The organism is Sinomonas notoginsengisoli, assembly GCF_021554725.1.
Taxonomy (GTDB): Bacteria; Actinomycetota; Actinomycetes; order Actinomycetales; family Micrococcaceae; genus Sinomonas; species Sinomonas notoginsengisoli.
On sequence record NZ_JAIZDP010000002.1, the window covers coordinates 394,367 to 413,868 of the forward strand.

Here is a 19,502-nt window from a genome sequence, read left to right on the forward strand (position 1 = left end):
CTGGAGGTCATCCCCTGGCGGTCACCTTCCGCGGTGGCCATCAGGGGGTGGCCTCCAGACGTACGATGGCGGGATGCAGCCAGCGCCCCGTGCTTCCGGTGCCCCGGTCTCCGTCCCCGTTTTCGATGGACACAACGACCTCCCCTGGGCCCTCCGCCAGGATTTCGCGTACGACGTCGTCGCGGCGGGGCTCGGTGCAGGCCAGCCCCGGCTCCACACGGACATCCCGCGGCTGCGCGCTGGCGGAGTCGGAGCCCAGTTCTGGTCCGTCTTCGTCCCCTCGACCCTGGGCCCCGCAGATGCGGTCGTCGCGACCCTCGAGCAGATCGACTGCGTGCACCGCATCGTCACCGCGCACCCCGGCACGTTCGAGCCGGCGACCTCGGCCGCCCAGGTGCGTGCCGCCGTCGGGCGGGGCAGGATCGCCTCACTCATGGGCGCCGAGGGCGGCCACAGCATCGCCGGCTCACTGGGCGTCCTGCGGATGCTTGCGCGGCTGGGCGTGCGCTACATGACCCTCACGCACAATGACGATGTCCCCTGGGCCTGTTCAGCCACCGGAGCGGCCATGGAGCGCGGCGAGGACACTGGGCTGACGGAGTTCGGGCGCGAGGTCGTGGCCGAGATGAACCGCGTCGGCATGCTCGTGGACCTCTCTCACGTCTCGCCGCGGACCATGGTGGACGCCCTCGAGGCGACACATGAGCCTGTGGTCTTCTCGCACTCGTCTGCGCGCGCCGTCTGCGACCACCCGCGCAACGTCCCGGACCATGTGCTCGAGCATCTCCCAGGCAACGGCGGAATCCTCATGGTCACGTTCGTTCCGAAGTTCGTCTCCGAGGCGTGCCGAGAGCATGCCCTCGCCGTCAGGGACATCCGCAGGGCGCTGGGCCTCCCCACGGGCTTCCACGACGTCGCGCCCGAGGAAGACCCAGCGGCCGCAGACGAGTTCGTCGCCTGGTCGGTGGCCAACCCCGCGCCCGAGGCAACCATTGCCGACGTCGTGCGCCACCTCGAACATGCCCGTGAGGTAGTCGGCCCGAAGCACCTCGGGCTCGGCGGCGACTTCGACGGGACCGTCGACCTCCCGGTCGGGATGGACGGTGTGTCCGGCTACGCCCCGCTGCTCGACGCACTGGACGAGCGGGGCTGGGCGCGGGAGGATCTCGAGGCGCTGTGCTGGGGCAACGCGCTCCGCGTCCTCGAGGCGGCCGAGGTTTCCGCAGGCTAGCTGCGCAGGTGGGCGGCTAGAGCAGCGCGACGAAGGCGCGGGCATCCTCGAGGCTGATGTCCGAGTGGCGGTGGAGCATCTGTGCCGCATCCTCGGCGTCCCCGATCTGCGCCAGGGATTTGATCTCGCCGTAGATCTCGTCGTTGAGCATATTGGACGCGACCTCGAGGGTCTGCCGCCCATTGCTCACGATCGCGCGGTAGCGGTAGGGGAAGCGCTGTGGCCGCGGCCTGTTAGCCCCGGTTCGCTGCTCGTCGCGCGTCGGGGGCACCGCCTCGGCACGCCCGCCCTGGCCACGCGTTCCTGCCGGCGTCTCCGGCTTCGGTGTGGGCTGCTGCGGTGCAGCTCCCCCTTTCGGGGCCGCGTCGCCTCGGAAAGGCTGAGGGTACCGGTCCAGGAGGATGACGGCGTTGCGGGCATCCACGAGGCCTACACTCGTCGCCTCGCGGTAGGCCCCGATCGCCTGGACGGTGAGGCCGCGCGCGATGAGCGAGTAGATGGCTCGGTGCTGGGCTTCCGTGAGCCGGGCGGCAGCCGACGCTGCGGCGTCCGGCCCCGCTGTCGGCGCGCTCTCGAGGGAGGTCTTGCTGCGCCGCGCGCCTGCACGGAGCACTAGGACGACTATGGCGGCAACGACCAGGAGGATCAGGAGCGGGGGCAGCAGGTTTTCCATCGGTGCTTCTCGAGAGGCGGAGCGGGCAGTTCAAGCGTAGTGCCTGTGCTGCGGCTGTCGCGAGGGGACCCATATATGTCTGAAGGCGCATCGCCGTGCCACTTCAACCCGAGATATGTGCTGCGGATCACATAAATATGTGGCACAGATCACACAAATGCGCCGTAGATGAATGAGAACACATCTGTTTGCCAAACCGGGCCGCTAGGAGCTGTGGATTGCTCCTGTGGACAGATTTTTTTGATCCACAGCTTGTCAACTTCGTTTCCGCAGATCAGCAGGGAGTTTTGAGACGCCCCCCAAAGTTTTCCACAGTTGTCCACAGCTTCTGCGAACATCCAAGCATGGGTTTCCCACACGTTGTCCACAGTAGGGGTGGACAGTGGGCTTCACGGTTGTCGGTAAGGGCCGATACGGTGTGCTCGTCCCTCCGGGGGAGCTGTGCAGGGTTGCCTTCCCGGATGATTGCCAAGCGTCCGAGGTGTTGCCTGTGTCCACGTCCCACGTCGATTCGGCACCGTCATTCCGTGACTCGGACGCCGGACGTACACCGCCCCAGGACATCGTCGCCGAGCAGTCAGTGCTCGGGGGCATGATGCTCTCGAAGGACGCCATCGCGGACGTGGTGGAGGTGCTGCGGGGTGTGGACTTCTACCGTCCCGCGCACGAGGCGATCTATGAGGCGATCATCGATCTCTACGGCAAGGGCGAGCCCGCGGATGCCGTGACAGTCTCGGACGAGCTGACCAAACGCGGCGAGATCAATCGGGTAGGCGGCCCGGCCTACCTCCATGAGCTGATCCAGTCCGTCCCGACGGCCGCGAACGCCGGATACTACGCTGAGATCGTGGCGGAGCGCGCCGTCCTGCGCCGTCTCGTCAGCGCAGGGACCAAGATCGTCCAGCTTGGCTACGGGCAGGACGGTGAGGTCGAGGACCTCGTCAACCAGGCCCAAGCCGAGGTCTACGCCGTTGCCGAGCGCCGGGCGGCGGAAGACTACATTCCGCTTTCGCAGGTCATGGAGGGCGCGATGGACGAGATCGAGGCCGCAGGCCACCGCGGTGGCGGCCTCACCGGTGTCCCCACCGGCTTCTACGAGCTCGATGAGCTCACCCATGGCCTGCATCCGGGGCAGATGATCGTCATCGCGGCGCGACCTGCGGTCGGCAAGTCCACGTTCGCCCTGGACTTCGCTCGCTCGGCCGCCATCAAGCACAAGATGGCCACCGTCTTCTTCTCCCTCGAAATGGGCCGCAACGAGATCGCGATGCGCCTCATGAGCGCGGAGGCCTCCATTCAGCTGCAGGACCTCCGCCGCGGGACGCTGCGGGACGACCAGTGGTCCAAGATCGCCTCGGTGCTGGGCCCGCTCAACGAGTCGCCGCTGTTCATCGATGACTCGCCCAACATGTCGCTCATGGAGATCCGCGCCAAGTGCCGACGCCTCAAACAGCAGCACGACCTCAAGCTCGTGGTCCTCGACTACCTCCAGCTCATGACCTCGGGCAAGAAGGTGGAGAGCCGCCAGCAGGAGGTGTCCGAGTTCTCCCGCGCCCTCAAGCTCCTCGCCAAGGAGCTCAACGTCCCCGTCGTCGCCCTCTCCCAGCTCAACCGTGGCTCCGAGCAGCGCCAGGACAAGCGGCCCATGATTTCCGATTTGCGAGAAAGCGGTTCCATCGAGCAGGACGCGGACATGGTGGTACTTCTCCACCGCGAGGACGTCTACAACAAGGAGTCCCCGCGCGCGGGAGAGGCGGACATCCTCGTGGCCAAGCACCGCAACGGCCCCACCAAGGACATCGTCGTGGCATTCCAGGGCCACTACTCGCGCTTCGCGAACATGGCAGCGGACGTGGGCGGCGAAGGCTGACATCCGGGAGGAGCCGCCTGCAGCACACCTTGCTGCGTCCAGGCTCCGGACACGAACCGTCGGGAGCAGCTGGACCTAAGGGCCGCCGCCGCTGCCAGTGACGGCCCAGCGTGTCTGTCTTCGGCAAGAACCCAAGCTAGCCCACCTCCACGTTGAGCCCGACCATCGAGCGCTCATGCCGCGCCGGGACGGCGAATCCGCCCCCAGGTCTCCCTGAATAGTGCGCGGGACGGACTCTTGACAGATATTACGAGCAACGGCGAGGGCGTCGCGGAGGCCGTGGCCGGTGCTGACGCCGTTGTTGTCTACCTTGGGGACTGCCTACTCGCGTCATCCGATCGATGTGTACTCGGCAGGCGCCCGACACATCGTCGAGGGGCTGCGGGCCGGTGGCCGTGGGCGCCGGCTCGTCGTCGTCAGTTCGGGTCTGACCTACCCGCCGCCGCACACCAACTGGTTTGCCGACCATGTGCTGTTCCCGTTCCTGCGCCAGGTGGTCGGACGCACCCTGTACGCCGACATGCGGCGGATGGAGGAGTACCTGCGTCGCTGCGATGACATCGACTGGACGATCATGCGGCCGGGGCGTCTCTACGACGCAGCGGACGGTTCTGCCTACCGGGTCGATCCCGATGCCCCAACTCAGGGTTACACCAGCCGGGCGGACCTCGCCGCGGCGATGCTGGCGGAGCTCGACACCAACGAGCACGTCCACGCGGCCGTCTCGCCCACCACGGACCGACGCGCGAGCTCTCCCATCCCCAGCGCCGAGGCGGGCCGTTGAGCCAGGAGGTCATCGACGCTCTTCGGGTGCTGCGAACGAGCTCCGCGTCCTCTACCGCCGCGGTGACCACCGGGTCAAAGGTCTCATCGACGCCCTGCCCGACGACCGTCGACGAGACATCACGCGCTTTCTCCAGGAGGTCGCTGACGCCGTTGCCATTGAAGGTCAGGCGCTCACCGACCGGAAGGTAGCCCGATGACCGCAGCCGCGCCTGGTCGATGCTCCGGAACAGGGGCCGCACTTCGCCGAAGTGTGTGGCAGACCACGGAGTGGCGTGGCCTCCGATACGTTGCAGTGAGGTTTCGAAGGTGATCCTCAGAGACATACGTTGTCTAGCGTGAAACGGTTTTGGATGGTCGACCGAGAGCGGCGCATAAAGACTGTGCAATAGTCACCGCACAGACAGAGGTTCTCACTCCACCATTAATCCGGCATTTGAAAACCTCGATGGAAGTGAGCCCGATGGCTTCCCAACCTGAACTCCACAAAACCCTCAAGCCCCGCCACCTCTCGATGATCGCCATCGCGGGCGTCATCGGGGCGGGCCTCTTCGTCGGCTCCGGCGCCGCGATCCACCAAGCTGGCCCCGGCATCCTCGTCGCCTATGCGGCGGCAGGTGTCGTCGTGATTCTCGTGATGCGCATGCTCGGCGAAATGGCCGCTGCGAATCCCGAGACCGGCTCGTTCTCCGCCTATGCGGACAAGGCCCTCGGGCGCTGGTCTGGCTTCAGCATTGGCTGGCTGTACGCGTGGTTCTGGATCATCGTCCTCGGCATCGAGGCCACCGCGGGCGCTGCGATCATGCACCGCTGGCTCCCCGGCGTCGACCAGTGGATCTGGGCCCTCGTGCTCATGGTCGCCCTCACGCTCACCAACGTGTGGAGCGTGAAGTCCTACGGCGAGTTCGAGTTCTGGTTCGCCTCGGTCAAGGTCACCGCGATCGTCCTCTTCCTCATCGCCGGCATCGCCGCGATCCTTGGCCTCATCCCCGGCCTCCCCGCGCCCGGCACCACCAACCTGCTCGGCCACGGTGGCTTCATGCCCAACGGCAGCGGTGCTGTGCTCGCTGGCATTCTCGTCGTCGTTTTCTCGTTCTTCGGCGCGGAGATCGCCACGATTGCGGCCGGCGAGTCCGCGGACCCGGTCACCGCGGTCCGCAAAGCGGTCAACTCGACCGTGTGGCGCATTCTCGTCTTCTACATCGGCTCCATGGCCATCGTCGTGACCCTGCTTCCGTGGGACGACGCCTCCGTGGCGAAGAGCCCGTACGTGGCCGTGATCGAGCGCTTCGGCATCCCCGGCGCTGGCATCATTATGGACATCGTCGTGCTGACATCCGTCCTCTCGTGCCTCAACTCCGGTCTGTACACGGCGAGTCGCATGATCTTCTCGCTCTCGACCCGCGGGGACGCGCCGAAGTCCTGGGGCCGCATTTCGGGACGCGGGGTCCCGGTCCGATCGGTGCTCGTCTCGACCGTGGTCGGGTTCGTCACGGTGGGGCTGAACTACCTGTGGCCCGACACGGTCTTCCTGTTCCTCGTCAACACCTCCGGAGCGATCGCGCTGTTCGTGTGGCTCGTCATCTCGGCCTCGCAGTTGATCCTGCGCCGCCGCGCCGATGCCGCCAGCACCAAGCTCGAGATCCGCATGTGGCTCTTCCCGTACCTCACGTGGGCGTCCATCATCGCGATCGTCGCGCTGCTCGTAGGCATGCTCTTCTTCGACGACACGCGGGACGAGCTGTTCCTCTCCGTGGGTCTCGCGGCCGTGGTCGTTGTGGTCGGCGTGCTCAGGTACCGCCGCCAGCGCGGCCCCGTCGGCCCGCACGTCCACAGCGCGGCCGAGCACAGGGCCGAGGTCCTCGAAGTCGAGGCCGAGGCCCATGGCCACGGCGCCTGAGCACCGCAGAGCTCCCCAGGGGCAGCCTCGCCGCTGACTGGGAGCGGCATGCGACAGTGCGCGGCTGGCTCGAGCGGGCCGGCCGCGCGCCGTCGTGCGTCCGGCCGCCGCTCGCCGGCTGCGCTCAGGCGACGCCGCTGAAGAAGACCGCCGTGACGAGCCCGGAGAAGGGCTGCCCGCCGAACCGCGCGTCGAGCATGCGGGCCACGTCCTGGGCGATCTTCGCAGGATCCCCGTAGGACTCGGCCAGCTCGTTGGCCAGTGGGGTTGCTTGGCAATGCGCTAGTGCGATGTGCTGCGCTGACGCCGGGGCGCTGTGGTGTACGACGTCGCGGACCGTCACGTCCGTGAACCCCGCGGCCTCGAGCTCGCCGCGGATCACCGTGTGGTCCGTGTACCCGAACGGCGCACGCCGCAGGAACTGGGGCGCCCGTCCCGGGAAAAGCTCCTCAAGTACCTGCTCGACCACGAGCGCGGCCTCGTTGCCCTCGATGGGGCCCCACACTGCTGCGCACAAACGCCCGCCGGGCCGGAGCACCCGATGGGCCTCCGCGTAGGCGCGCGGCCGGTCGGGGAAGAACATGATGCCGAACTCGCTCATCAGCGCGTCGAACGCGTCATCCTCGAACGGCAGGTCCTGCGCGTTCGCCTGGACCCAGCGCACCGCCTCGGAACCCGGCAGGGAGGCCGCGGCCTGAGTGAGCATGGCCGGGTTCAGGTCGGTGGCCGTGATGGTGGCACCAGGCAGGACGCGGTGCAGCGCGCGCGTGAGGACGCCGGTCCCCGCGGCCGTTTCGAGCACGCTGGCAGGGCCCGAGGACGCTACCTCTGCCGCGAGATCCTCCGCGAAGTCGAGGAACATCATGGGCACGAGGACCCTCTCATACAGCTCTGGGATGGAGCCGGTGAAGGCAGCGTCGGCGGGCATGGGATCAGTATGGCGCCCCGGCAGGGCTGCCGCTAGGCGTCGGAAAGTGCACAACTCGCCCCCATTCACGCGCTCCTGGTGTCCTTTGAGCCCGCGAGTCGTGCACTTTGAGACAGCTCAGGGCCGGTCCGCGGCCTCGTGGCCGGTTGAAGCCTGCGAATTGGGTTGATCTGCCTGCAGCGTCGGCACCGGCACCAGCCTTTCGACGGCGTCGGCCGCTGCAGCAGCCCCTCCCGCAGCGCGGTACCCCGCGGCGACCCGCCGAGCGCCGTCGGCCATCGCTGCGGCGCGGCGGACGGCGTCCCGGAGCCGTTCCGGTGTGAGCCTGGCCTTCCCGAGCCGCACGCCGGCGCGGGCGTGGGCCACGCGTGCGGCGACCTCGAGCTGGTCGCGCCCCCACGGCACGACAACGGCGGGCACCCCCGCGTTGAGTGCCTTCTGGGTGGCGCCCATGCCGCCGTGCGTCACCACGGCGGCGGCATGGGCGAGGACCGCGGAGTGCGGCACGAACCGCTCGACGCGGACATTGGCCGGCAGCGGGCCGAGGTCGGCGACTCCGGCCGGCATCGTGACCACCACGCGATAGGGTTCCCCGGCCAGCCCTGCCACGGCGGCCCGGGCGAGCGCCTCATCGGCTTGGTACTCCGAGGACGTGGTGACGAGCACGAACGGATCCCCCGGTTCCTCGACCCACGCGGGCACCTCGGCCGGTGGCTCCCAGGAGAGGGCCCCGACGAGCCGGACGTTGTCGCCCCAGTCGGGGCGTGGATACTCGAACGGCTCCGCGGTGGCGACGAGCAGCAGCGGAGTGCCCAGGAAGAACGCATCGGTGGTCGGCGCGGCCTCGAGGCCATGCTGGGAGCGCACTTCGTTGATTGATGGCAGGAAGGCCTTCTCGATCGCCCCGATCGTGAGTCGCCGGACCACGGCGTCGCGCACCCTCCCAAGTGGCCCCGCCATAGGCAGGAGGCCGGGACCGAATGGTGGCACGCCGCGCGAGCCCATTGGTGGCGTGTAGGGGCAGACGGACGCCCAGGGTCCTCCGTGCGCGGTCGCTGCACACGTGGCTCCCCACGCGTTGAAGTCGACGATGGCCAGGTCGGGTTCGATGTCCTCGAGCGCCGCTGCCATGTCGGGCCCGTCGAGGGCGCCGCGGCGGACGAACACGTCGACGCTGGCCGCGAGCGCCTTGATCGGCCCCTTTACGGTGAAGTCGTGGTGCGTGATGGCCTCGATCCTGGGGTCGATGGGCTCCGCCGCGAGCCCCAGGCCGCGCAGGATGCCGACCTGGGAGGCAAGCGTGCGCACATGCACCTGATGGCCTCGGCGCGCGAGCTCGAGCAGGACGGGCGTCATGGGGAAGAGATGGCCCATGGCGGGGGAGGTGTAGGCAAGGATGGTGGACATTACGGCCTCCGCGTGAGGGGCTCGAGGAGCTCGATGACCGAGCGGGTGTACGCCTCGCGGCCCAGCCGGGCGTCGTGCCGGAGGAGCTTGTAGACGTAGACGTCGCACACGGCGACGAATTGGGCCAGCCGGCGCTCGCGTTCGGCGCCGCCCAGCCCTTTGAGATAGGGCGCGAACACGCGCTCGCACCACGCACGGTGGTAGTCGCGGCCGCGGCGGGCAGCCTCAGCGATCAGCTCGGAGTTGGGTTCCTCCGCGAGTACCCGCAGTGAGAGTGTGGCGTCCCGCTCGTAGTGCTCGGCGAGATTTGCGACTGCCCCGGCGAGATCGCCCACGGGGGCAGCGTCCCGAAGGGTGTTCACGCTGGAGCTGGCGAGTGTCCCTGCGCCCGCGAGGACGCCGTCCCAGTCGCCGAAGTGGCGCAGCACGGTCTGGACCGTCACTCCGGCGCACTCGGCCACCGCGGCGAGCGTGAGCTGGCTCAGCGGCCGCTCGATGAAGAGCGCGAGCGCGGATTCGGCGATCTTCCGGGCCGTGGCCGCGGTGGCCTCGGCTCGCTTCGTCATCACGTAAGGCCGCGTTTCAGCCTCATATTTCACGTTAATCACGTTAACGCTAAATATGTGCCGCGTCCAGCCCTCAGTGCTCGATCTTGAATCCGGCCTCGAGGAGCGCCAGGGCCTCGTCCATCATGGCCGGGAGGTCGCTCTTGCCGTCGTCGGCCAGCCACTGTTCGAGCACGGCGGTCAGGGCGCCCATGAGCGCTCCGGCTGCGACCCTCAGCCGGGGGTCGTCCTCGTCGATTCCGAGCCTCCGCGCTATGGCGCCCCCGAACGTGTGGCCGATCTCGTGGTTGGCAGCCAGGATCCGATTCCGCAGGGCGGGCGTCGTGAACGCGAGCCTCATCCGCTCGAGGAGCAGCTCCCGGTCCCGGTCGTAGAACGAGGCGAACCCGACCCGCACCGCTGCCCGGAACGCTCCCACCACCCCGACCTCGGGCGGAACCTTCTCGATCTCCGCGATGAGCGTCGGGTCGTACTCGTCCTCGAGGACCACGTCCTCTTTGGTCGGGTAGTACCGGAAGAACGTGCTCGGGGAGACCTCGGCCTTGGCCGCGATCTGCTCGACAGTCGTGGCGTCGTACCCTTGCTCGACGAAGAGACGCAGCGCCACATCCTGGATGAGGCGCCGTGTCTTGGCCTTCTTGCGTTCGCGCAGACCGGGTTCTGTCATGAACTCATCTTGCCAGCCTTCGGCGGGGAGGGCGCTGGGGCGGGCGACGCCGTGTGCTCGCCCTGGTGCCGCGCCGGCAGGACCAGCGCCATCGCCACCGCGATGAGGATGGCCGCGGCGAGGCTCACGAGGCTCACGAGGTGCACGCCGTCGAGGTAGGCCGTCCCGGCCGCCACCTTGAGAGCGCTGCCCGCGGGCCCGGGCCCGAGCCGGGAGGCAACGGCCATGGCTCCGCCGAGCGAGTCGTGCGCGGCGTCGGCCGCGGCAGCCGGCAGGTGCGCGGTCGGTGCATCCATCCCCGCGCGGTATGCCGCGGTCAGGATGCTCCCCAGGATCGCGACGCCGAGCGCGCCGACGGTCTGCTTGACGGACAGGTTGACCGCCGTGCCCGTGCTCTGGATGCCGTCGGGCAGCGCATCGAGCATGGCCGTCATGGCTGGCGGCATCGCGATGCCGAAGCCGAACCCCGTGACCAGGAGCGCGCTGAGCAGCGGCCAGTAGTCGGAGGTCGGCGTGAGGAACAGCAGGATCACGAAGCCCACTGCCGAGATGGCGATCCCCGCGCTGACCATCACGCGCAGGCCGAGGGCAGGTGCGAGCCGGGTGCCCACCACGGAGCCCAGGACGAGCGCCACCATCATGGGCATGAGCTTGAGTCCGGTGACCAGCGCCGAGTCGCCAAGGAACGCCTGCATGTACAGCGGCAGGGCGAACAACAGGCCCATCATGACGAACGAGGTGAGGGCCGTGGTGACGGTGGGCCACACGAACATTGGGTTCTTGATGATGCGCCGGTCCATGAGCGGCGCTGCCGCGCGCCGCTCGACGAAGGCGAACGCGCCGAGCAGCGCCGCGCCGCCCACGAGCGGGGCGAGCACGGACCACGAATCCCACCCGTCGACCGGCACTTGGGTGACGCCGTAGACGATCCCGGCGAGGCCCGCGATGGTCAGCAGCATGCCGGCGAGGTCGAAGCGCGAGCTTCCGGAGTCCTTCGAGTTCGGGATGAGCGTGAACCCGGCGATGAGGGCGACCGCCACGGTGGGCACGTTGATGAGCAGGGTGGAACCCCACCAGTAGTTGTCCAGAAGCCACCCGCCCACGAGGGGGCCGAGCGGCATGCCGACTCCCATGGCCGCGGTGAGCGCGGCGACGGCCTTGCCGCGCTCCTTCGGCGCGAAGACGGTCGGGATGATGGACATGGACAGCGGGAAGACGGCCCCGGCGCCGATGCCCATGACCGTCCGGGCCACGATGAGCTCGGCGGACGTGGTGGCGAAGGCGCCGATCGCGCTTGCCACGACGAATACTGCGAGGCCGGTGGTGAGCACGGTACGCCGTCCGATCCGGTCGCCGAGCATCCCGGCCGGGATGAGGAGCACGGCAGATGTGAGCGTGTAACCGTTGACGATCCACTGCAGTTCGGTGGTGCTGGCACCGAGGTCGCGGGAGATGTCGCTCAGGGCGACGTTGAGCACCGTCGCATCGAGCCCGACCACGAGGAGGGAGAGGGCAAGCGCAGCGAGGATCCACCACCGACGGGGCTGCGTGGCGGCCGCGAGGGGGGCCGCCGTCGAGGCATTCTTGAACGTTCCGATGAATAGATAGTAGCTATCAAAATCCTGTAACTGTCAAGTGGTTGTGTCTCCCTGAATTCGAGTGTCGGAGGCACCGCCTACAGTGGTTCGCATGGAACAGGGGGAACGCGTTCACGTCTGGCCCGGCGGTCCCCGCCTGCGCCTTGGCTCGACCTCCCGCGAGATCCTGCGCCTTGCCGTGCCCGCGTTCTTCGCACTCATCGCCGAGCCGCTGTTCCTCCTCGCCGACTCCGCCATCGTGGGGCACCTCGGCGTGGACCAGCTCGCCGGCCTCGGCCTCGCCACCACGGTGCTCCAGACGGGCGTCGGCCTCATGGTGTTCCTCGCCTACGGCACGGGGCCCGCCGTGGCGCGGTTCCTTGGCGCGGGGAAGATGGGCCACGCGATGTCTGCCGCGCGCGACGGCGCGTGGCTGGCACTGCTGCTCGGCCTCGCCCTCGCGGCGCTCGGCTGGGTGACGGCTCCCTGGGTAGTCGGCTTGCTGGGCGGACCCCCGGCCGTGCACGGCTACGCGGTCGACTACCTCGTGTGGTCCATGCCCGGTCTCGTGGGAATGCTGCTCGTGTTCGCCGGGACCGGCGCGCTGCGCGGACTCCAGGACACCCGGACTCCGCTCGTCGTGGCGAGCGTCGGCTTCACGGCGAACATCCTCTTGAACCTGCTGTTCGTCTACGGCCTCGACTGGGGCATCGCCGGCTCGGCGATCGGGACGAGCGTCGCCCAGCTCGGCATGGCGGCGGTGTACCTGGGGATTGTCCTGCGCCGCATGCGGCACGAGGGCGTCGGGATCGGTCCAAGCCGCCGGGGAGTCCTCGCCGCCGCGCACGTCGGCTCATGGCTCATGTTGCGCACCCTCACCCTCAGGGCAGCGATCTTCGCGACGGTGGTCATCGCCGCGCAGCAGGGTGCCACGAACCTCGCGGCACACCAGCTCGCCATGACGATGTTCAATGTCCTCGCCTTCGCGCTCGATGCTCTCGCGATCGCCGCCCAGGCGCTCATCGGCAAGGAACTCGGGGCCTCCCACGGCCCCCGTGCACGCGAACTCACCCGCACGATGGTGCGGTGGTCGCTCGGCTACGGCCTGCTGACGGGCGCAGTGCTCGCGGCATCGGCGCCCTGGATCGGGTGGATGTTCACCCCTGACCGCCACGTGCACGAGGCCCTCCTGCCTGCGCTTCTCGTGCTGGCCGCGAGCCAGCCGGTGTGCGGGTACGTGTTCGTGCTCGACGGGGTGCTCATCGGCGCCGGGGACGCCCGGTACCTCGCGATCGCGGGCGTGCTCAACCTCGTCGTCTACGGGCCGCTGCTCGCATGGGTCGGGGTGTCTGGGGTAGGCGGCGCGGCTGGCCTGGCGTGGCTGTGGGGGGCGTTTGCCGGCGGGTACATGCTGGCCCGGGCCCTCACCCTCGGCGTGCGCGCGCGTGCGGAGGCGTGGATGATCCTCGGCGCCCATTGACCGATGCATTCACTTGCTGCTGGAATCCGCCAACCCGGCGCCGCGTAGACTTGACGAGTGCCCGAGACCCCCTCCACCCCTTGGCCCAGCGCTTCCGACGGGACGCGCTCGCCGGCAGTCGAAGGCCAGCGCGCTTTCGCCAGCCCGGTGCTGCTGCGTGCCCTCGTGGCCCTCGCCTTCGGCGCCGTGACGGTCTTCTGGGGAGCGCCGAGTGCGGGCGGTGCGGCATGGTGCTTCGCTGCCTACTTCGTGGGGCTCGCCGTGGCGCGGGCCTGGCTCCTCCGCCAGCAAGGACTCTCCGCTGACCCCGGGGCCCGGCCCAGCGCCACCCTGCGGATCGTCGCCTCCGTCGCGTACGGACTCGCCGCCGCGCTGGGGCTGGGCCTCGGCGCCGCGCCTGAACCGTCCACGATCGGGATCGGCGGGGCCATCGCCCTCGCACTCACCGGGGCCGCTGACCTTGCGTCCGGGATCGCTGGCCGGCGCCGGAGTCCTCTCGCGCGCGACGAGGTGATCACCGGTGCAGTCCATCTCGGAGCGGGGGCCCTCCTGCCGTTCTTCCTAGGCCTCGGGGTCCACGCGCTGCTCGGTGTTGCGGGCGGGGCTGCCATCATCACCGGGGTGCTGCTCGCGATCGCCGGCCTGAGCCTGAGGCAGGATTCTCCGGGCGCGGCCCGCGTAGCCTAGAATTGATGCGTTCTACTGCGCGTAGAAGCAGCGCGTAGAAGCATTCCACCACATCACGGCCGCTTGAGGAGGGCCCATGTCTGATACGCCGCGCGGTCCCCGCGTCGGGATCAAGGGCCCGCTCATGTTCTCCGCATTCTTCGGAGTCGTCGCCTTCCTCGTGGTGCTCTTCGCAGCGTCGGGGGGCACGGACCGCGGGCTCCGCTACGACCTCGCGTTCGCGGCCTTCGGCATTGCGTTCATCGTGTGCCTGGTCTTCGCCGCGATGCTGTCCATGAGCTACAAGGAGAATGCCGAGCACCTCGGACGCGGCGACGGCGTCAATCTCCGCTCTGCCGACCGCCTGAAGCGTGGAGGGGCGGAGAGACCCAAGCCGGGGGCCGAGGATCCAGAGTCGGAAACCGAGGCGCCGGAGGCCACTGATGCCGAGGCGGACGAGGCACGCCGCGACGACAAGGCCGACGGCGCGGCCTGAGCCGCCCGCGCGGGCCGCTCTAGCTCGCCGCCTTGCGCTCCCGGTAGGCCCGCACGTGCGCCCTGTTGGCGCAGTTGCCCGTGTCGCAGTAGCGCTTCGACCGGTTCTTCGACAGGTCGATCAGCACGGCCTCGCAGTCGTCTGCCGCGCAGATGCGCAGCCGGTCCAGCTCCCGCGAGCGGATCACGTCCACGAAGGCCATCGCGGCCTCGGTGCCCATCCGGTCAGCGAGCGGTGCTTCTGGCGTCGTGGCGTGCAGGTGCCAGTCCCAATGGTCGTGCCGGACGAGCTGCGGGAGCGCCTCGGCCTCGGCCAGAAGCGCGTTCACGAGGTCTACCGCGTCCTCCTCCGTCGCATCCCAGAGGCTCCGCAGGCGGGACCGCAGCGTGCGGACGGCAGCCAACTCCGCGGCGTCGTGCGCACGGGAGCCCGAGAACTCCTCTTCGGCGAGGAAGCGGTCGAGGTCGGCTCCGCTCGCGAGCAGCTCGCCGCGCTCGGAGTCGAGCGTGTTCACGAGATTGACGACGCTCCGGAGCGCCACCTCGGTGTCATGGGCGAAGATCACGTTGACTCCTGACCGGTCCGACCTCTACTGTCATTACCATAACCCCGGTTGACCCATGACAACATCTGTGGGAGGTGCCCTGTGCTGTCAAAGCTGTCTGAGAATCGGTCCGCATCCGGACTCGTGTTCGCCCTGCTGTCCGCCGCGACCTTCGGCATCTCGGGGCCCTTGGGCAAGTCCCTCCTCGAGGCGGGCTGGACGCCCGGGGCTGTCGTCGGCGGACGCATCGGCCTCGCCGCACTCATCATGGTCATCCCCGCCGCATGGATGATGCGCGGCCAGTGGTCCCGGCTCCGCGGGGGCGTGGCGCTCATGGCGGCCTACGGCTCGGTCGCGATCGCCCTGTGCCAGTTCTTCTACTTCAATGCGGTGGCGCGCATGAGCCCGCCGGTCGCCCTCATGCTCGAGTACCTCGCGCCGATCATCCTCGTCGCCTGGGTGTGGCTGCGCACCCACCGCCGCCCCGGCACGCTCACGATGCTCGGCACTGTCACCGCGATGCTCGGCCTCGTGCTCGTGCTGAACCTTCTGGGTGCCCAGCAGGTCGATCCGGTCGGGGTCGTCTGGGGCGTCGCCGCGGCCGTGTGCCTCGCGGTGTACTTCGTGCTCTCCGCGAAGTCCGACGGCGTCCTGCCGCCCTTCGTCACGGTGGCCGGCGGGATGGTGTTCGGCGCCCCGACCATCGGCGCCCTCGCGGTGGTGGGCCTGCTTCCCATCGCGGGCACGTTCGGCAGCGTCACGCTCCTGAGAAGCGAGGTGTCCTGGCTCCTGCCGCTCCTGGGCATCACCCTCGTCGCCGCGGTCATCGCCTACACCTTCGGGATCATCGGCACGCAGCGCCTGGGCTCGAAGGTCGCGAGCTTCGTCTCGCTCACGGAGGTGCTCTTCTCGGTCATCGCCTCCTGGATCATGATCGGCGACGTCCCGGGGCCGATGCAGTTCCTCGGTGGCGCGCTCATCGTCGGAGGCGTGGTCATGGTCCGCACCGACGAGCTCCGGGCGGTGGGGTCCGCGGCGCGGGCCGTGATCCCCGACAGCGCGCCCGAGGCCCTTCCTGCGGCCGACCTTGCCACCGGGGCCCTCCCCGTTGTCGAGGGCTCCGCGTAGCCTTGACGCATGTGCCGCAACATCAAAGTCCTGCACAACTTCGAGCCCTACGCCACAAGCGATGAAGTGCACGCCGCCGCGCTGCAGTACGTGCGCAAGGTGAGCGGGAGCACGCATCCCTCCAAGGCCAACGAGGAGGCCTTCAACCGGGCGGTCGCTGAGATCGCGCACATCACCGCACATCTGCTCGAGGACCTCGTGACCACGGCACCGCCCCGCAGCCGCGAGGCCGAGGCTGCCAAGGCGAAGGCCCGGGCAGCCGTCCGCTTCGGCACCGTCTAGGACGGCAGCCCTGCGCTACCGCTTGAACCGGGTGAGACGCAGCGAGTTCGTGACCACGAGCACCGAGCTCGCGGCCATCGCCGCCCCGGCGATCATGGGGTTGAGCAGGCCGAGCGCCGCGACCGGGATGCCGATCGCGTTGTAGAAGAAGGCCCAGAACAGGTTGGCCTTGATGATGCTCAGGGTCTTCCGCGAGAGCTCGATCGCCGTGGCGACTTGGCCCAGGTCGTCGCCCATGACGGTGAGGTCGGCAGCCTCGCGGGCAACATCGGTGCCCGACCCCATGGCAATCCCCAGGTCTGCCTGCGCGAGCGCGGCGGCATCGTTGACGCCGTCACCGGCCATCGCCACCCGTGCCCCATTGGCCTGCAGGCGTTTGACTGCCTCAACCTTCCCCTCCGGCCGGACGCCGGCGAACACGTCCTCAGGAGCGATCCCGATCTCGACGGCTACCCGGGAGGCGACGGCCTGATTGTCCCCGGTGAGCAGCACCGGCGTCAGTCCGAGGCCCTTGAGCCGCGCGATCCCGTCCGCGGAGCCGGCCTTGACGGTGTCCCGCAAGGCTAGGATCCCGGCGAGCTGGCCGTCTGCCGCGATCCACACCGCCGTCGCACCGTCCTCCTCGCGCGCGGCGAACCGCGCGGTCTCACCGCTGCCCGGAGCCTGCCCGAGCCGCTCCACGATCCAGTCTGTCCGGCCCACGAGCACCTCGTGCCCCTCGACCGTCCCCTCCACGCCGCCACCCGGGGCGGACCGGAAGCCGACGACGGCGGGCAGCTGCGCGCCGTCGTGCGCCCCTCCGCCGCTCGCGTCCGGAGCAGTCCGCGCAGCGGCAACGATCGCCTGGGCGAGCGGATGCTCACTCGCGGACTCCACCGAGCCCGCGAGCCGGAGTAGGCCCTCGCGGTCCCAACTGCCGAAAGTGTCCACGGTGTCGAGTGCGAGGCGTCCGGTGGTGACCGTTCCCGTCTTGTCGAGCACGATCGTGTTCACGGCACGCGTGTCCTCAAGGACCTGCGGGCCACGGATGAGGATCCCAAGCTGCGAGCCGCGCCCGCTGCCGGCAAGCAGCCCCACCGGAGTCGCGAGCCCCAACGCGCACGGACAGGCGATCACCAGTACCGCCACGGCCGCCGTGAACGCGGACGGGAGCGAGCCGCTGACCACGAGCCACAGCACGAACGTGAGGGCCGCGATCACGAGGACAACCGGCACGAACACGCCGCTGATCCTGTCCGCGAGGCGCGCGATCGGAGCCTTGCCCGTCTGTGCCTCGGAGACGAGGCGGGCCATCGCGGCGAGCGTCGTGTCAGACCCGACCCGCATCGCCTCGACCACCAGGCGGCCGGAGGTGTTCACGGTCGCACCGGTCACGGCTGAGCCCGCCGTCACCTCGACCGGAACGGACTCGCCGGTGACGAGGGAGGCGTCGACCGCCGAGGCGCCCTCGCGGACTACCCCGTCCGTCGCGATCTTCTCGCCCGGCCGGACCACGAACAGGGTTCCGGGAACCAACTGGTCCGCAGGGATCTCGGCTTCCACGCCGCCACGCAGGACTGTCGCACGCTTGGCACCGCGGTCCAGGAGCGAGCGCAGGGCATCGCCCGCCTGGGATTTCGCCCGGGCCTCGAGCCAGCGCCCCAGCAGGAGGAAGGTCGTGACCACGGCGGCCGTCTCGAAGTACAGGCCGCCGGAACCGGACATGTCCATGCCGGGGTGCTCGGTCGTCCCCGGGTCGAGGAGGAGCTCCACGAGCGAGTAGACGTACGCGGCCGTGACGCCGATCGAGACGAGCGTGTCCATGGTAGAGCCGCCGTGCCGGGCGTTGATGGCTGCGGCACGGTGGAACGGCCACGCCGACCACGTCACGACCGGCAGCGCGAGTGCCGCGACCCACCAGCCCCAGTGCATGAACTGGGCCGCCGGCACCATCGAGATGAGCAGCACCGGCGTGGTCAGTGCCGCCGCGACCACGAGGCGGGGGAGCAGGACGTCGACCCTGTTTCGGTGCTGTTGGGGCTCGGGTCCTGGCGCGGACGAGGGCGCGTGGCCGAGTTCCGCTTCCGCCTCGGGTGGGCCCACGGCGGTGACGCCAGCGGACGACGCCGTGTGGTCGGCCTCGTGCGCCCCGACCCCTGAGGCGGCGCTGTAGCCGGCCTTGACGCGGGCGCTGTAGCCGGCCGCGGCGACGGTGGAGAGCAGTTCCTCGTCGCTCACCCCGGCGGGCACCTCGACCCGCGCCGACTCGAGGGGCAGGTTGACTGACGCGTGGACGCCACCGATCTTGCCCAGCTTCCGTTCGACCCGGTTGACGCACGAGGCGCATGTCATTCCCTCGATGTCGAGCTCTACGACGCGGGGAAGATCCGCGGTTCCCTGGAGATCCATGCCCTATGCGTTGTTGTCCACCATGACGTAGCCCGCCTCCGCGACGGCCTCGCTGATGGATTCGTGCTTGAGCTTGCGGTCCGAGTTGACCGTCACTTCGGAGATGCCGCCGGCGTTGAGGTCGATCGTGACTCCGTCCACGCCGTCGATCGATTCGATCTCCTCGGTGACCGAGGCGACGCAATGGCCGCAGGTCATCCCGTCGACATGCACGGTGGTGGTGAAGTGAGTCATGGTGCTGCTCCCGGGGTTGGTGTTCTCGATGTGCAGGGTTGACTTGCTCGCGCAGCAGCCTGAGCTACCGCAGCAGTCGTCCGATGGCATCGGTGGCCTCCTTGACCTTGGCGTCGATCTCGTCCGTTCGCTTCTGAGGGTCGGGCTCGCTGGCCGCGCCCACTACACAGTGTCCGATGTGCTCTTCGACGAGGCCGAGGCTCACGGCGTGCAGGGCCTTCGTCACTGCGGAGACCTGCGTGAGGATGTCGATGCAGTACTTGTCCTCCTCAACCATGCGGGCAATCCCCCGGACCTGGCCCTCGATCCGCCGGAGGCGTCGGAGGTACGCTTCCTTGTCCGCGGTGTAGCCGTAGGGCGGTCCCGGGTGGCCGGGGGACTCCATAGCGTTCTCCATACCACCGAAACTTATACCCGCCCAGGGTATGCGTCAAGTACCCCGTGGGGGTATCGCCGGGCGTGTGTCCAAGCGCACGCCCCCGCAATTTGGCCGAAGGGCTGCCAGCCGGTATCGTATCCTGAGTCGCTGGAGCGACCGCGAGGACATCGCGGATCAGCCAGGCGGCCGAACCCCTGAGAAATCCGCTCAAAAGGCAGCAGTTCGCTGTGCTTGGAAAGCGGAGATCGCGTCGAATTCAACATTCACCTCCTGAGTGATCGGGATTTGGAGAAAGCGAATTCG

Annotated in this window: 19 protein-coding genes; 9 read left to right on the plus strand and 10 right to left on the minus strand. The window is 68.9% G+C overall.

Annotated features, from left to right (window positions below; all coding sequences use genetic code 11):
• Positions 1–73: 73 nt before the first annotated feature.
• A complete protein-coding gene (locus LF262_RS07420) occupies positions 74–1,231 on the plus strand; it encodes a dipeptidase (RefSeq protein ID WP_235779641.1) in 1,158 nt (385 codons plus the stop codon).
• Positions 1,232–1,247: 16 nt separating this feature from the next.
• Here LF262_RS07420 and LF262_RS07425 read toward each other — a convergent pair whose 3' ends face one another.
• Entirely contained in the window at positions 1,248–1,904 is a 657-nt protein-coding gene (locus tag LF262_RS07425; RefSeq protein WP_235779642.1) for a hypothetical protein, read from the minus strand.
• Between the two features lie 490 nt (positions 1,905–2,394).
• Between LF262_RS07425 and dnaB the strand changes: the two genes are divergently transcribed.
• The 3 genes from dnaB to LF262_RS07440 all read left to right on the plus strand — a co-directional run bounded on the left by dnaB (position 2,395) and on the right by LF262_RS07440 (position 6,457).
• The gene (gene dnaB, locus LF262_RS07430) at positions 2,395–3,774 is read left to right on the plus strand and encodes a replicative DNA helicase (RefSeq protein ID WP_235779643.1); all 1,380 of its coding nucleotides are present in this window, start codon (positions 2,395–2,397) and stop codon (positions 3,772–3,774) included.
• Positions 3,775–4,075: 301 nt separating this feature from the next.
• Entirely contained in the window at positions 4,076–4,558 is a 483-nt protein-coding gene (locus tag LF262_RS07435; RefSeq protein ID WP_235779644.1) for an NAD(P)H-binding protein, read from the plus strand.
• Between the two features lie 462 nt (positions 4,559–5,020).
• Positions 5,021–6,457 carry an amino acid permease gene (locus LF262_RS07440; RefSeq protein ID WP_235779645.1) on the plus strand — a complete coding sequence of 479 codons (1,437 nt, stop codon included), beginning with the start codon at positions 5,021–5,023 and terminating at the stop codon, positions 6,455–6,457.
• Between the two features lie 124 nt (positions 6,458–6,581).
• Here the strand turns inward: LF262_RS07440 and LF262_RS07445 are convergent, their stop codons facing one another.
• The 5 genes from LF262_RS07445 to LF262_RS07465 form a co-directional block, all read right to left on the minus strand.
• Positions 6,582–7,385 carry a class I SAM-dependent methyltransferase gene (locus tag LF262_RS07445; protein ID WP_235779646.1) on the minus strand — a complete coding sequence of 268 codons (804 nt, stop codon included), beginning with the start codon at positions 7,383–7,385 and terminating at the stop codon, positions 6,582–6,584.
• 117 nt (positions 7,386–7,502) lie between these two features.
• A complete protein-coding gene (locus tag LF262_RS07450; RefSeq protein ID WP_235779647.1) occupies positions 7,503–8,792 on the minus strand; it encodes a glycosyltransferase in 1,290 nt (429 codons plus the stop codon).
• Complete coding sequence (locus LF262_RS07455) at positions 8,792–9,358, minus strand: TetR family transcriptional regulator (RefSeq protein ID WP_235779648.1); 567 nt, start codon at positions 9,356–9,358, stop codon at positions 8,792–8,794. The genes LF262_RS07450 and LF262_RS07455 overlap by 1 nt, the downstream gene beginning before the upstream one ends.
• 73 nt (positions 9,359–9,431) lie before the next feature.
• Positions 9,432–10,025 (minus strand): acyl-CoA-like ligand-binding transcription factor, encoded by a 594-nt coding sequence (locus tag LF262_RS07460; protein WP_235779649.1) that lies wholly within the window; start codon positions 10,023–10,025, stop codon positions 9,432–9,434.
• Positions 10,022–11,623, minus strand: a complete 1,602-nt coding sequence (locus LF262_RS07465) for an MFS transporter (protein ID WP_308190506.1) — start codon at positions 11,621–11,623, stop codon at positions 10,022–10,024. Before LF262_RS07465 ends, LF262_RS07460 begins: the two co-directional genes overlap by 4 nt.
• A gap of 91 nt (positions 11,624–11,714) precedes the next feature.
• On the opposite strand from LF262_RS07465, the gene LF262_RS07470 reads away from it, so the two are divergent.
• The 3 genes from LF262_RS07470 (at position 11,715) to LF262_RS07480 (ending at position 14,244) form a co-directional block, all read left to right on the plus strand.
• Positions 11,715–13,082, plus strand: a complete 1,368-nt coding sequence (locus tag LF262_RS07470) for an MATE family efflux transporter (RefSeq protein WP_235779651.1) — start codon at positions 11,715–11,717, stop codon at positions 13,080–13,082.
• A 57-nt stretch (positions 13,083–13,139) separates the two neighbouring features.
• Positions 13,140–13,769, plus strand: a complete 630-nt coding sequence (locus tag LF262_RS07475) for a hypothetical protein (RefSeq protein WP_235779652.1) — start codon at positions 13,140–13,142, stop codon at positions 13,767–13,769.
• A 76-nt stretch (positions 13,770–13,845) separates the two neighbouring features.
• The gene (locus tag LF262_RS07480) at positions 13,846–14,244 is read left to right on the plus strand and encodes a hypothetical protein (protein WP_235779653.1); all 399 of its coding nucleotides are present in this window, start codon (positions 13,846–13,848) and stop codon (positions 14,242–14,244) included.
• Between the two features lie 19 nt (positions 14,245–14,263).
• On the opposite strand, the gene LF262_RS07485 is transcribed toward LF262_RS07480, so the two are convergent.
• Positions 14,264–14,809: a CGNR zinc finger domain-containing protein gene (locus LF262_RS07485; RefSeq protein ID WP_235779654.1), complete on the minus strand. Its 546-nt coding sequence runs from the start codon at positions 14,807–14,809 to the stop codon at positions 14,264–14,266.
• Between the two features lie 81 nt (positions 14,810–14,890).
• Between LF262_RS07485 and LF262_RS07490 the strand changes: the two genes are divergently transcribed.
• Positions 14,891–15,916, plus strand: coding sequence for an EamA family transporter (locus tag LF262_RS07490; RefSeq protein WP_235779655.1), 1,026 nt, complete (start codon positions 14,891–14,893; stop codon positions 15,914–15,916).
• A 9-nt stretch (positions 15,917–15,925) separates the two neighbouring features.
• Positions 15,926–16,198, plus strand: coding sequence for a DUF2277 domain-containing protein (locus LF262_RS07495; RefSeq protein ID WP_235779656.1), 273 nt, complete (start codon positions 15,926–15,928; stop codon positions 16,196–16,198).
• Between the two features lie 15 nt (positions 16,199–16,213).
• On the opposite strand, the gene LF262_RS07500 is transcribed toward LF262_RS07495, so the two are convergent.
• From LF262_RS07500 to LF262_RS07510, 3 genes are all read right to left on the minus strand, one after another.
• Positions 16,214–18,586, minus strand: coding sequence for a heavy metal translocating P-type ATPase (locus LF262_RS07500; protein ID WP_235779657.1), 2,373 nt, complete (start codon positions 18,584–18,586; stop codon positions 16,214–16,216).
• A gap of 3 nt (positions 18,587–18,589) precedes the next feature.
• Positions 18,590–18,820 carry a heavy-metal-associated domain-containing protein gene (locus LF262_RS07505; protein ID WP_235779658.1) on the minus strand — a complete coding sequence of 77 codons (231 nt, stop codon included), beginning with the start codon at positions 18,818–18,820 and terminating at the stop codon, positions 18,590–18,592.
• Positions 18,821–18,884: 64 nt separating this feature from the next.
• Entirely contained in the window at positions 18,885–19,205 is a 321-nt protein-coding gene (locus LF262_RS07510; protein WP_235779659.1) for a metal-sensitive transcriptional regulator, read from the minus strand.
• Positions 19,206–19,502: the final 297 nt, after the last annotated feature.

What these genes read in the sequence shown, in the direction of transcription:
- LF262_RS07420 (WP_235779641.1), top strand. Translation starts at nt 74, where the DNA reads ATGCAGCCAGCGCCCCGTGCTTCCGGTGCCCCGGTCTCCGTCCCCGTT.
- LF262_RS07425 (WP_235779642.1), bottom strand. Translation starts at nt 1,904, where the DNA reads ATGGAAAACCTGCTGCCCCCGCTCCTGATCCTCCTGGTCGTTGCCGCC.
- LF262_RS07440 (WP_235779645.1), top strand. Translation starts at nt 5,021, where the DNA reads ATGGCTTCCCAACCTGAACTCCACAAAACCCTCAAGCCCCGCCACCTC.
- LF262_RS07445 (WP_235779646.1), bottom strand. Translation starts at nt 7,385, where the DNA reads ATGCCCGCCGACGCTGCCTTCACCGGCTCCATCCCAGAGCTGTATGAG.
- LF262_RS07450 (WP_235779647.1), bottom strand. Translation starts at nt 8,792, where the DNA reads ATGTCCACCATCCTTGCCTACACCTCCCCCGCCATGGGCCATCTCTTC.
- LF262_RS07455 (WP_235779648.1), bottom strand. Translation starts at nt 9,358, where the DNA reads ATGACGAAGCGAGCCGAGGCCACCGCGGCCACGGCCCGGAAGATCGCC.
- LF262_RS07460 (WP_235779649.1), bottom strand. Translation starts at nt 10,025, where the DNA reads ATGACAGAACCCGGTCTGCGCGAACGCAAGAAGGCCAAGACACGGCGC.
- LF262_RS07470 (WP_235779651.1), top strand. Translation starts at nt 11,715, where the DNA reads ATGGAACAGGGGGAACGCGTTCACGTCTGGCCCGGCGGTCCCCGCCTG.
- LF262_RS07480 (WP_235779653.1), top strand. Translation starts at nt 13,846, where the DNA reads ATGTCTGATACGCCGCGCGGTCCCCGCGTCGGGATCAAGGGCCCGCTC.
- LF262_RS07495 (WP_235779656.1), top strand. Translation starts at nt 15,926, where the DNA reads ATGTGCCGCAACATCAAAGTCCTGCACAACTTCGAGCCCTACGCCACA.
- LF262_RS07500 (WP_235779657.1), bottom strand. Translation starts at nt 18,586, where the DNA reads ATGGATCTCCAGGGAACCGCGGATCTTCCCCGCGTCGTAGAGCTCGAC.
- LF262_RS07505 (WP_235779658.1), bottom strand. Translation starts at nt 18,820, where the DNA reads ATGACTCACTTCACCACCACCGTGCATGTCGACGGGATGACCTGCGGC.
- LF262_RS07510 (WP_235779659.1), bottom strand. Translation starts at nt 19,205, where the DNA reads ATGGAGTCCCCCGGCCACCCGGGACCGCCCTACGGCTACACCGCGGAC.